11 protein-coding genes are annotated in these 12,697 nt (G+C 58.9%); 2 read left to right on the plus strand and 9 right to left on the minus strand.

The features are described from left to right. Positions 1-34: 34 nt before the first annotated feature. From I9184_RS05620 to purC, 8 genes are all read right to left on the minus strand, one after another. Positions 35-2,905 carry a ribonuclease E/G gene (locus I9184_RS05620; protein WP_209833211.1) on the minus strand — a complete coding sequence of 957 codons (2,871 nt, stop codon included), beginning with the start codon at positions 2,903-2,905 and terminating at the stop codon, positions 35-37. A 508-nt stretch (positions 2,906-3,413) separates the two neighbouring features. Next, positions 3,414-4,748, minus strand: coding sequence for a sigma-54 dependent transcriptional regulator (locus tag I9184_RS05625; RefSeq protein ID WP_050603452.1), 1,335 nt, complete (start codon positions 4,746-4,748; stop codon positions 3,414-3,416). 12 nt (positions 4,749-4,760) lie between these two features. Beyond that, positions 4,761-6,539, minus strand: coding sequence for an ATP-binding protein (locus I9184_RS05630; RefSeq protein WP_171116057.1), 1,779 nt, complete (start codon positions 6,537-6,539; stop codon positions 4,761-4,763). Positions 6,540-6,575: 36 nt separating this feature from the next. Continuing rightward, complete coding sequence (gene purQ, locus I9184_RS05635; protein WP_152457897.1) at positions 6,576-7,244, minus strand: phosphoribosylformylglycinamidine synthase subunit PurQ; 669 nt, start codon at positions 7,242-7,244, stop codon at positions 6,576-6,578. Positions 7,245-7,255: 11 nt separating this feature from the next. Beyond that, positions 7,256-8,299 carry a zinc-dependent alcohol dehydrogenase family protein gene (locus tag I9184_RS05640; protein ID WP_209833213.1) on the minus strand — a complete coding sequence of 348 codons (1,044 nt, stop codon included), beginning with the start codon at positions 8,297-8,299 and terminating at the stop codon, positions 7,256-7,258. Between the two features lie 4 nt (positions 8,300-8,303). Then, positions 8,304-8,534 carry a phosphoribosylformylglycinamidine synthase subunit PurS gene (purS, locus tag I9184_RS05645; RefSeq protein ID WP_117872765.1) on the minus strand — a complete coding sequence of 77 codons (231 nt, stop codon included), beginning with the start codon at positions 8,532-8,534 and terminating at the stop codon, positions 8,304-8,306. Between the two features lie 115 nt (positions 8,535-8,649). Further along, positions 8,650-9,315, minus strand: coding sequence for a MarC family protein (locus tag I9184_RS05650; RefSeq protein ID WP_209833215.1), 666 nt, complete (start codon positions 9,313-9,315; stop codon positions 8,650-8,652). 139 nt (positions 9,316-9,454) lie between these two features. Beyond that, a complete protein-coding gene (purC, locus tag I9184_RS05655) occupies positions 9,455-10,210 on the minus strand; it encodes a phosphoribosylaminoimidazolesuccinocarboxamide synthase (RefSeq protein ID WP_209833217.1) in 756 nt (251 codons plus the stop codon). A 187-nt stretch (positions 10,211-10,397) separates the two neighbouring features. On the opposite strand from purC, the gene I9184_RS05660 reads away from it, so the two are divergent. Continuing rightward, positions 10,398-10,715, plus strand: a complete 318-nt coding sequence (locus tag I9184_RS05660) for a DUF1476 domain-containing protein (protein ID WP_152457893.1) — start codon at positions 10,398-10,400, stop codon at positions 10,713-10,715. 121 nt (positions 10,716-10,836) lie between these two features. After that, positions 10,837-11,850, plus strand: coding sequence for a betaine--homocysteine S-methyltransferase (gene bmt / locus I9184_RS05665; protein ID WP_171632672.1), 1,014 nt, complete (start codon positions 10,837-10,839; stop codon positions 11,848-11,850). 11 nt (positions 11,851-11,861) lie between these two features. Here bmt and I9184_RS05670 read toward each other — a convergent pair whose 3' ends face one another. Then, complete coding sequence (locus I9184_RS05670) at positions 11,862-12,638, minus strand: enoyl-CoA hydratase-related protein (RefSeq protein WP_171723332.1); 777 nt, start codon at positions 12,636-12,638, stop codon at positions 11,862-11,864. Between the last annotated feature and the right edge of the window lie 59 nt (positions 12,639-12,697).

Raw genomic sequence — 12,697 nt, forward strand, 5'->3', positions numbered from 1 at the left:
CAAAAAAGGCGGGCCGATCAGCCCGCCTTTTTCGTTAACTTCCCAGCGACCACCAACCGCGACGTTTTGGTTTGGCGGGTATAGGTTCAGGCTCTTCCGCCACGCTTTCAAGCACCGGCTCGGGCGTTGTTTCCGCTGGCCCGTCTTCGGCAGGATCGTCGGTTTCTGAAACGTCAGCGGCTTCTACAGCTTCCGCAGAAGGCTTTTCAACCTCATCCGCTTCTTCAACCGCTTGTGCCGCATCCATACCGTTTGCAGGTTGCTCTTCCGACGGCGGAGCGTCAGCCTGTGCTTCGGCTGGTTCAGCGGCCACCTCAACTTGTTCCGCCACGACCTCTGCGCTTTCGCCCTCGATGCTCTCGCCGGTTTCCTCGGCTGCCGGCTCTTCCGTCACGGCGTCCGCCGTCGTGGCGGATGGCTCTTCAGGCTGATCCGCAACTTCTTCGGCAACCGCATCTTTCTTGCGACGGCGCGGGGCGCGTTTGCGCTTGGGCTTTGCCGGTTTTTCTTCCTCCGAAGCCTCAGCTTCAGCCGGCTCAGCACTTTCGACGTCAGGCGTATCGCTCTCTGCGTCTTCTTGTGCTGGCGCGTCACCCTCTTCTGCGGTCTGCTCCGGCGTATCCCCATTGCCCGCGCCTTTCTTGCGACGACGACGACGGCGCTTGCGCTTGGGCTTTGCCTCTTCTTCGGTCTGAGCGATTTCCTCTTCGGTCTCTTCCGCGTCCGATGAATCGACAAGATCCATCAGCGACGCATCGACAGAAACAACAGGCGCCGTGGCCTCGGGAACAATCCGGCTGGCCGTCTTGAATTTCTCCATCGAGAAGTCCGGGCTGACCAAATGGATATCCCCTTCGATCCTCACCGAAAGCCCATACCGCGCCTCGATCTGGGCAATATGCTCGCGCTTCTGGTTCATCAGGAAGTTCGCGATACTGACCGGGCAGCGCACCAGAACCTCGCGCGAGCGGCGGCGGGTGCCTTCCTCTTCGATCTGACGCAGGATCGACAGCGCCATGTTGTCGTCCGAACGGATCAGGCCGGTGCCGTGGCATGCCGGGCATGGCTGTGTGGTCGCCTCGATCATACCGGGGCGCAGACGCTGACGGCTCATCTCCAGCAGACCAAAACCCGAAATACGACCAACCTGAATGCGGGCGCGGTCGGTTTTCAACTTGTCTTTCAGACGCTTTTCGACAGCAGCGTTGTTCTTGCGCTCGTCCATATCGATGAAATCGATGACAATCAGACCTGCGAGGTCGCGCAGGCGCAACTGACGTGCAACCTCTTCCGCAGCTTCAAGGTTGGTCTTGAGTGCGGTTTCCTCGATCGAGCCTTCCTTGGTTGCCCGGCCCGAGTTCACGTCGATCGCCACCAGCGCTTCCGTCACGCCGATCACGATATAGCCACCGGATTTCAGTTGTACGGTGGGATTGAACATCCCGGCCAGATAGCTTTCCACCTGATAGCGCGCGAACAGAGGCAGCGCATCTTCGTACCGTTTCACGTTCTTGGCGTGCGACGGCATGATCATCTTCATGAAGTCCTTGGCGATGCGGTACCCGCCCTCACCTTCGACCAAGACTTCGTCGATATCACGGTTGTAAAGATCTCGGATCGACCGTTTGATCAGATCACCTTCTTCATAGATCTTTGCCGGCGCGATGGATTCCAGTGTCAGCGCCCGGATCTGCTCCCACAAACGCTGGAGGTATTCATAGTCGCGCTTGATCTCAGATTTGGTTCGCTTGGCTCCGGCGGTTCGAATGATCAAACCCGCCCCGGTTGGCACATCGATATCCGTTGCGATCTCTTTCAGCTTTTTCCGGTCCGCCGCGTTGGTAATCTTGCGGCTGATGCCACCACCACGTGCGGTATTGGGCATCAGAACGCAATACCGTCCTGCCAGCGAAAGATAGGTCGTAAGCGCAGCACCCTTGTTTCCGCGCTCTTCCTTGACAACCTGCACCAGCAGAACCTGACGTACTTTGATGACTTCCTGTATTTTGTAACGACGCGGGCGCGGTTTGCGCGGCGGACGAATGTCTTCGCTGTCATCATCGTCAGCAACCGATTCAATCGATGCGTCTTTTGATGCAGCGTCTGTACCTTTGGTTTCGTCAACGTCCTCATCAGGGTCTTGTTCATCATCCGCAGCTTCGACAGGTTCTTCTGCTTGCTCGGGCTCGGATTGGGCTTCATCGCCTTCCGATAAAACGTCTTCAACGGCCTCCACCGCCTCTTCGGCCTGATCCTCCGCGTCGTCGTTCGAGACCTCGACAGCCTGTTCAGTTGCTTCCTCGGCAACGTCGTCCAGCGCAGCCACACCCGAAGCGGTTTCGGTTGCTCCTTCAGTGGCCGCCGCGTCATCGTCAACCGGCTCCTCTACCGGAGTTTCAGCGACGACTTCCATCGGCGACGTTCCTTCCGGAACATCAACATCTGCTTCTTCACCGTCGTCCAGATCGATGGTTTCCATGCCGGTTGGTTCGGTCGAAACCTCCATCGTTTCAACCGGATCATCCGATTTCACGTCAGCAGCCTTCGCACGAGACCGGGTCCGCCGCTTCTTGGATTTGGCCTCCTCAGCCTCATCGCGCGCCTTCATAGCCTCGGCATAGGCGCGCTCTTCCTCCATCAGCGCCTCACGGTCAGCGACAGGGATCTGGTAATAATCCGGGTGAATTTCAGAGAATGCCAGGAAACCATGCCGGTTCCCGCCATAATCCACAAAGGCCGCCTGAAGCGACGGCTCAACCCGCGTTACTTTTGCAAGATAGATGTTGCCGGCAAGCTGGCGTTTGTTTTCGGATTCAAAATCGAACTCCTCGACCTTGTTTCCGTCAACCACCACGACGCGGGTTTCCTCCGCGTGGGTGGCATCGATAAGCATTTTCTTAGCCATTTGTCCTTGGTGCACCGCGCCAAACGCGTTGTCCTGACCTGTCCAGGCGGACAGGCGCTTTTGGGGAGGTGTCTTGTCAGGGCGATATCAGACGGCGCGCGGCAGGGTCTGGCGCTGTGGCCCCCTGCCCGTTCTCTCAATCGTTGCGCGCGCGTCATCGCGGTTCTTCTCCGACAGGCGCGTCTGAACGCAGCCTGCCCATTTATTCCTTTCGCCCAGTGATCCCGGGCTCAGGTACTCCACTGCCCGTTGATGGGCATAATCGGTCTGCTGAACCGCGAGGTCTTGACCCTCACCAACGGATCAGCAGCGAAACTCAAAGATTCGGGACTTGCAGGCGTCAAATTCGCCCGGCCCGTTCCGACACAATAAAAGCAACCCTGTGGAAAAGACAATGGGCAAACTGCATTCTGCGCCCAAACCAGCGGTGACGCCCCCTTCATCTGGCCAAAAATATCCCGGGGGAGGCGCCACAGGCGACGGGGGCAGAGCCCCCAAATCGCATTGCTTACAGATAGTCCGAACGCTGAAGGCCGTATTTGGCCATCTTCTCGTTCAGCGTCCGGCGAGGAAGGCAAAGCTCGTCCATGACTGACGCGATAGAGCCTTTGTGCCTGCGCATCGTATTATCAATCAGCATTCGTTCGAACGCTTCGACATATTCCTTCAGCGGCTTGCCCTCGGTGGTCATCACCGGCTGCATCTCTTCGTGATCGGACATCAACAGAGACGCGATGGTGCCCGAGCCACGGCGCGATTGCAGCACCGCCCGTTCGGCAATGTTGATCAACTGGCGCACATTGCCGGGCCAAGGGGCCTGCAACAATTGCGCAGCCTCCTGCGCGCTCACCTGGGGTGCATCGCAACCGTATTCTTCGGCAAACTGCTCGCTGAGACGGGTAAACAGGGTCAGGATATCTTCGCCCCGCTGCCGCAACGGTGGCATGGTGATGCGCAGCGCCGCCAAGCGATAAAACAGGTCCGGGCGCAGCACGTCTTCCGACGTCTTGCCCGCCTCCTGCAAGTTCGAGATGGCAACGATCCGGGTCTCCGCAGGTGTGCCCTGCTCGTTCATCACGCTCAGCAGTTTGGCCTGCAACGTATCGCTCAACGCTTCCACGTCTTCCAGAACCAGCGTCCCGCCACGCGCCTCTTCGATGGCGGGCAGTTGCGCATCTTCGGGCATCATCGGGCCAAACAGGCGCTTAGCCAGTGCATCCTCTTCAAGCGCGGCGCAGGACACCAAAACAAACTTCTTACCGGCACGGCTGCCAACGGCATGAAGCGCGTGAGCCACAAGCGTTTTTCCGGTGCCGGTTTCACCGTCGATCAACACATGGCCGTCGGCCTGGCCGAGATCCAGAATATCCTCACGCAGCCGCTCCATGACCGGGCTGGCACCGATCAGCTTGTTCATGATCTGGGTGCCGCCGGACAGCTCGCGCCGCAAGGCGCGGTTGTCCAAGGTCAGACGGCGCGCATTGCTGGCGCGTTTGGCCAGTTCGGACATCCGATCGGGGTTGAACGGTTTTTCAAGGAAGTCGAACGCGCCAACGCGCATCGCTTCAACCGCCATCGGCACATCACCGTGGCCGGTGATCATGATCACCGGTAAGGTGCTGTCGGCCCCCATCAGCTTTTTCAGAAGCTGAATGCCATCCATTCCCGGCATCTTGATGTCCGAGATCACGATCCCCGGATAATCCGGCCCCAGAACCTTGAGCGCGTCCTCGGCGCTGGCAAAGGTTTCCGTGTCATACCCGGACAAAGCAAGCCATTGGCTGATCGATTGGCGCATGTCCTGTTCGTCATCCACAATGGCGATTTTCATGGCCTGTGCCATAGTCATTCCTCGTTATTCCGCGGCCTCAAGGCCGTCGCTTCCCAGTGCTGGCAACTGCATTTCAAACACCGCGCCGCCGTATTGGCCGTTGCGCGCAGTCAGCCGTCCCCCATGGTCGTTCACGATCCCCGACGAGATGGCAAGCCCCAGGCCCACCCCGTCTCCGGGCTGTTTGGTGGTATAAAACGGCTCGAACAGGTTCTCGATATCCTCGATCCCATGCCCGTTGTCGCGTACCGTCAGGACAGCCGTGTCACCCGCCGCCAGGATGATTTCCACATCCGGCTCTGCCACTGATTTGGTGGCGTCCAGCGCATTGCGCAAGAGGTTGACCATAACCTGCTCGATCCGCATCCGGTCCCCCATCACCACCACCGGTTCTTCCGGCAGGATCTGGGTGATCTTTACATGGCGCTGACGCAACTGCGGTTCCATCATCGACAAGGCCGAGGCCAGCGCTTCGCCAAGATTTACAGGTGAAAACGCATCTGCCCCCTTGCGCGCGTAAGATTTTAGCTGCCGCGTAATCGCCCCCATCCGCTCGATCAGACCATCGATGCGACCGAAACTTGCCAACGCTTCTTCCGGCCGGTTTCGACGCAACAGCAGACGGGCGCCGGCCAAATAGGTTTTCATTGCAGCCAGAGGTTGATTCAGCTCGTGACTGACCGCCGCTGACATTTCACCCAGAGCTGCAAGTTTCGAGCTTTGGGCAAGGGTCTGTTCGGCCAAATCCAACGTCTTTTCAACCCGTTCGCGTTCAGCGATTTCCCGCTGTAGCCTGGCGTTCAATGCGCGAAGCTCTGCCGACTCGCGCTGAAACAGGGTCATGCGCAGCGTCGCCCTTCGGCTCAGCGCGTAGAACGCCAGCGCCAGAAGAATCGCAAAGCCCATGATCTCGAGCGCCAGAACGCTGTTCACTTTCTCGCGGATCGAGGCATAGGTCGTGAAAGATGTCATTTGCCAGCCGCGGAACGGGATGCGCGTCTCCAGACGCATCACGGCCTCGCCTTGCAGGTAGGCGTCAGGTGGCAAAGCGGTCCAATCGGTGGTCGCGCGAATGGCCCGCTGGATCGCCCCTTGCGGCGGTTGACGCAGCAGGGCCGCCCCCTCATCCAGACCCCGCCAGCGCGGTTCGGTGGACAGAATGATGGTTCCGGTGCTGTCAGTGACCATCACCGCATCCGAAATACCGGCCCATGCCTGTTCAAACTTTTGCAGATCAACTTCGACAACGATCACGCCCAGTATTTCCGCACTGTTTTCAAGCCGGCGCGAATAGACAAAGCTGTATCCGCCGGATTCCTTGGGAATAACGGAAAAGATCGTCGCATTTGACCGGATCGCATCCACAAAATACGGAATATTCCTGTGCGCCTCGCCCAGCCTGTTCCGATCCGTCGCCGCAACCGTTCGCCCGTCACCATCCAACAGCATCAACGACGCCGCACCGATTTCCTCAACGAACGAAATCAAACGCTGCGTCGATAACGAATAGTCTCTGGATTGCAGCGCCGAAATCAGTGTCGGGTCCCGCGCCAGCAACTGGGGCACGATCGAGTTGCGGCGCAGTTCGCTCAGCAAATTGCCCGAATACAGCGCAAGGCGCAGCTCGGCCCGGTTGCGGGTGGATTCGGTGAACCTGTCGGTCAACAAGCGGTTGGTGATCCAAACCGTTGCGATTGTTGCCACCATCAATACAATAACAGCCAGCCGCAGCCGCCACCCCAACGGGGCGCCGCGAAACGGTTTCAGCAGCTTTGACCAGCCTGATCGCACGTCCGAGTTCATGATCAGACGTTACGCGCGGGCGCGCGTGACCTCAAGTCACGCCGCTTCAAACACACCTGACAATGCGCGGAACAGCGCCGCCCCGTCGGTGCCGCCATGCCCTTGATCGGCCGCACGCTCGGGATGCGGCATCATACCCAGAACACGACGGTTTTCGGAAAGGATCCCCGCGATATCACCGACTGAGCCGTTGGGGTTCTCGGTATAGGTGAATGCGATCCTGTCCTGATCTCTCAACGCCGCCAGCGTTGCGTCATCCGCGAAATAGTTGCCGTCGTGATGCGCGATCGGAATACCGATCACATCGCCTGCGTTATAGCCACCGGTAAACACGCTGTCGCTGGTTTCGACTTTCAGGCCCACAGTCTTGCAGATGTATTTCAGCCCGGCATTGCGCAGCAGCGCCCCCGGCAGGATACCTGTTTCCGTCAGAACCTGAAATCCGTTGCAGATCCCGACCGCATAACCGCCGCGTTCAGTGTGGTTGACCACGGCCTTGCAGATCGGCGACTGCGCAGCGATTGCACCGCACCGCAGATAGTCACCGTAAGAAAACCCGCCCGGAACGCCCACGATATCAATACCGTCCGGCAGCGCCGCATCTTTGTGCCAGACCATGTCGACCTGAAAACCAGCCTGCTCAAAGGCGACCGCGAGGTCTCGGTCACAGTTTGATCCGGGGAAAACGATTACGGCTGCGCGCATGGCGGGCCCTCCTACGAGACAAAATCGGTGACGACCGCAACGCCCGGAGGGGTTGGGTGGTCAAAGGCGGCAAGCTCGGCGCTCACCTGGTTGAGAGATATTTTTCGCGTAACCAACGGGCTCAGGTCAATTCCACCGCCCGCGATCAGCGACAACAAAGACGGATAGCGCCAGCTTGGCATTCCGCGTGTGCCAAAGACGGAAAGCTGGTCAGAGTAAAGCACATCCATCGGCAACGCCATCTGGGTGTGATCTCCGGCAGGCATCCCGATCTGCACCATGCGCCCCATTTTGCGCAGGGAACGCATCGCGGAAACGGTCGTAGCTTCGACGCCAAGCGCCTCGATCGCGACATGGGCACCGCCACCGGTGATTTCCTTCACCACCTTAGGCGCATCGCAGGTTGCCGCATTGACCACCGCGTCAGCGCCCAGAGTCTGGGCATAGTTCAGTTTGTCATCCGTGATGTCGACAATTACCACACGTGCGCCAAGCGCCTTGCCCAGCAGCAAAGTGGAAATCCCGACACCGCCGCCGCCGAAGACGGCAATCCATTCACCGCCCTGAACCTGTGCCCGACCGACCAATGCCTGCCACGCTGTCGTCACGCGGCAACCCAACGCGGCCGCGATGTCCGGCGCGATGCTGTCCGGCAAGGATGTCAGGTTCGCGTCGGCATGGGCCACCGCGACATATTCTGCAAAAGCGCCGTCACAGGTGAACCCCGGCACAACCTGATCCGCGCAGATCGTCTGATGACCCTGCGCACAATCCGGACACCGGCCACAGGCCAGAATGAAAGGCGCAATCACCCGATCCCCGACACGCCACCGGGTGACGCGCGCGCCGACGGAAACAACCTCGCCGCAATATTCATGACCGGGGGTCATGGGCAGGATGACATCCGGGTCCGAACCAGACCACGCGTGCCAGTCAGACCGGCACACGCCGCAGGCCAGCACCCGCACGACCACGCCGTCTTCCGCAGGTGCGGGATCCGGGATCGTCGTTACCTCAAGCGGCTGACGGTAAGTGATCAGACGCGCGGCCCGCATTCCGTCAGACCAGTTCGATCTCGTAGCGTTCGATAACAGTGTTGGCCAAAAGCTTTTCACACATCTCGGTCACATCTGCTTCGGTCGCACCATCGGCCAGTTCAAGGTCGATCACCTTGCCCTGACGCACACCTTCGACCTGATCAAAGCCCATTGCGCCCAATGCGTGCCGAACCGCTTCGCCCTGCGGGTCCAGCACCCCGTTCTTGAGCATCACATGAACCCGTGCTTTCATTTTGGCAACTCCACCTGCGGGCCGCAATCCGGGACCCATTTCGTTGCGCGGGGGATAGCGCGCCAAATGGCTTTCGACAACCCTGTTTGCAAAGCAGTTTGCCGCAGCAATCCAACTATTCGCCTTCTTTGACCAATCCCGGATAATGCGCGTCAATCGCATGGAACGTGCCAGTCAGAACCATCTCGACCGCGACGGCGACCAGCAGGATGGCCATGATCCGGGTCAGGACGTTGATCATTGTCTCACCCAACAGACGCGAGATCTGATCTGCGAACAACAATCCCAGCCCCACGATCGCGCAGGCAATCAGGATCGCCGAACCCAGCGTCACGATTTCGGCGCCGTTCGACAGTTGGTGCGAAAAAACGATCGTGATGGCAATCGTGCCCGGCCCGATGGTCAAAGGTATCGCCAGCGGTACGACCGCAAAATTCAGTTTCCGCTCGTGCCCGTCGTCCATCGCGGCCTGATCGCCCGGCGGCCGGTCCTCGGCCTTCAACATCGACATCCCGATTCCGAAGATGATGATCCCTCCGGCTATCCGGAAAGCCGGCACATCAATGCCAAAAACCCCAAGCACCTCTTCCCCGATCACAACAGCGGTCAGTGCAATGACGGTAACCGAGATCATGACAACAACCGCAACATGCCGCCGTTCTGCCGCGGTGCAGTTTTTCGTCATGCTCAGAAAAATCGGGATGTTGTAAAGCGGATTGAAGATTGCAAGCACGGCGGCCAGAAACTTCAGAAATACTGTCTGATCAAACAGTTCCGCCATTTGACACCCATCCTGAACCTTTTGTGCCTGCCCGAGGCAAACATGCTGGGGAAACGGGAAACTGTCAATTTCAACCGCGAACGAAAAAGCGCCGCAAACACGGTTGCGGCGCTTTGGCCAACTTGTGGTCCGGCCGTTCCTAGTTGATCAGCGTCGGCTTGGTGACATTGTTGTTGGGAAGTACACCCAAACGGCGTGCAACTTCGGAATAGGCGTCGGTCAAACTGCCCAAATCACGGCGGAACACGTCCTTGTCCAGTTTCTGGCCGGTTTCGATATCCCACAGGCGGCAGCTGTCGGGGCTGATCTCGTCAGCTACGATCAGTCGCTGATAATCGCCTTCAAACACGCGGCCGATCTCGATCTTGAAGTCGACCAGACGAATGCCCACCGCCAGCATCACACCGCTCATGAAATCGTTCACGCGCAAGGCAAGGCTGAGGATATCGTCCATGTCCTGCTGGCTGGCCCAGCCAAACGCGGCGATATGTTCTTCGGTGACCAGCGGATCACCCAGCGAATCGTCCTTGTAGCAATACTCGACAATCGGGCGCGGCAGTTGCGTGCCCTCTGCAATGCCCAAGCGCTTGGACATCGATCCGGCGGCATAGTTGCGCACGATCACTTCCAGCGGAACGATTTCGCAGTTGCGAACCAGCTGTTCACGCATGTTCAGGCGGCGAATGAAGTGGTTCGGAATGCCGATCTGGGTCAGGCCGGTCATGAAGAATTCCGACAGACGGTTGTTGAGCACACCCTTGCCGTCGATCACGTCCTTCTTTTCCGCGTTGAAGGCGGTGGCGTCATCCTTGAAATACTGGACGATCGTGCCCGGTTCGGGGCCTTCGTACAGAATCTTGGCCTTGCCTTCGTAGATTTTCTTGCGACGCGCCATAAGCGACCTTTCCACTCTGCACAGAGGGATTGAGTCCCCTCACGTTGGCGTCCTCATAGTCCAAGCACCCATTTCCCGCAAGTTCATGTACCCGAGAGGCTTTGACGCAGCGCAAATCCCTTGCGCATGGGACGTCGTATAGTCATATCATCAGGAAAGAAGACATAACCCAAGAGGTCCTTGCCCTATGACGACGTTCGACGAACGCGAAAACGCCTTTGAAGCCAAGTTTGCCCATGATGAAGAGATGCAGTTCAAGGCACAAGCCCGCTGCAACAAGCTTTTGGGTCTTTGGGCTGCTGAAAAACTGGGTAAATCCGGTGCCGACGCCGAAGAATATGCAAAGACGGTCGTGATTTCCGACTTCGAGGAAGCCGGGCACGAAGATGTCGTTCGCAAGGTTTCGGGTGACCTGGGCAACCTGTCCTCGGACGAGGAAATCCGCGCAAAAATGGCCGAGCTTCTGCCGGAAGCCAAGGCACAGGTTCTGAGCGAGACCAACTGAGCCCAGGGCGTCCGACTCATGATCTTCATGAGTTTTATGAATTTGATTTGACGCCTTGGTCATGAGACACGGGGCGTCTCTTTTTTTAACGGCGTTTTGCGCCTTTTTCTGGAACAATCCTATGACAAACGCGCTGAGCAAGCTTCTGGAATCCAATGACGCCATTCTGGCCGATGGGGCCACGGGAACGAATCTGTTCAACATGGGCCTGCAATCTGGTGACGCTCCCGAACTCTGGAACGTGGATGCCCCGGACAAGATCCGGGCTCTGTATCAGGGGTCGGTTGATGCAGGCAGCGATCTGTTCCTGACCAACACGTTCGGCGGCACAGCGGCACGGCTGAAACTGCATGACGCGCACAACCGCGTGGGCGAGCTTAACCGCATCGGCGCCGAGCTGGGGCGCGAAATCGCCGACAAGGCGGGACGACCTGTCGTCGTTGCAGGATCGGTCGGCCCGACTGGTGAAATCATGGAACCGGTCGGCAGCCTGTCGCACGCGGAAGCCGTGGAAATGTTCCACGAACAGGCGGAAGCGCTGAAAGAAGGTGGGGTGGATGTTCTGTGGGTGGAAACCATCAGCGCCCCGGAAGAGTTTCGCGCCGCCGCCGAAGCCTTTGCCCTGGCCGACATGCCCTGGTGCGGCACAATGAGCTTTGACACGGCCGGACGCACGATGATGGGTGTCACCTCGGCCGATCTGGCACAACTGGTCGAAACCCTGCCGAATCCTCCCATCGCTTTCGGTGCGAATTGCGGCACCGGCGCATCCGACATTCTGCGCACCGTACTGGGATTTGCCGCGCAAGGGACTGAACGCCCGCTGATTTCGAAGGGCAATGCAGGCATTCCGAAATATGTGGATGGTCACATCCATTATGACGGCACGCCCGAACTGATGGGGCAGTATGCCGCCATGGCGCGGGATGCCGGCGCGACCATCATTGGCGGGTGCTGCGGAACCATGCCCGACCACCTGCGCAAGATGCGTGAGGCGCTGGATACCACACCTCGTGGCGAGCGCCCGACACTCGATCAGATCACTGATACGCTGGGTCCGTTCACATCCGCCTCGGACGGGACGGACGACGATGCGGCACCGGATCGCCGCACACGCCGCCGCCGCCGCGCATGATGCCAGCCTGATCAGCGCCCTTCGAATTTCGGAGGGCGTTTTTCCATGAAGGCCACAACACCTTCGGCAAAGTCCCGCGAACGGCCACATTCGCCTTGCAGGTGCGCCTCGGTCGCAAGCTGCTGTTGCAGAGTGTTTTCATACGTTCCGCGAATGGCTTGCTTGATTGCGCCATAGGCGGCCGTGGGGCCTTTTGCCAGATACTCTGCCCTCTTGCGCCAATGATCGGCGAAGGCGTCATCCGGCACGGCTTCCCAGATCATGCCCCATTCATCCGCCTGCTTTGCGGTGATCTTGTCGGCAAACAAGGCCGCGCCCATTGCTTTGGCCAACCCCATCTGGCGGGGCATGAACCATGTCCCCCCGGCATCGGGAAGCAGACCGATACGGGCAAATGCCTGTAGGAAATAGGCGCTTTCGGTGGCAATCACCACATCTGCACAAAGGGCAAGGTTCGCGCCTGCCCCGGCCGCCGGTCCGTTCACCGCGGCAATCGTGGGCACCGGGCAATTGTGGATCGTCTCCAGCATCGGTTCATATTCATCGCGCAGCGACCGTTCCAGATCGATCTTGCCGGTTGAAGACGCATCGCCCAGATCCTGCCCGGAACAAAACGCAGGGCCCGAACCGGTGATGACGACACAGCGCGCCTTGACCGCTGCATCTTTCATCGCGTGCGTAATCTCTGCCCGCATCTGGGTGGTCAGCGCGTTCATCTTGTCCGGCCTGTTCAGCGTCAGAACTGCCAGACCATCTGCAATCTCCAGAGCAACCGTTTCGTAATTCATGAAAACCCTCCCGTCGCGCCATGTGTTTTTGCACACTTACTGGCCCGGACGGGACGGGA

The sequence above is a fragment of the Ruegeria sp. HKCCE3926 genome (assembly GCF_017872515.1).
Taxonomy (GTDB): Bacteria; Pseudomonadota; Alphaproteobacteria; order Rhodobacterales; family Rhodobacteraceae; genus Ruegeria.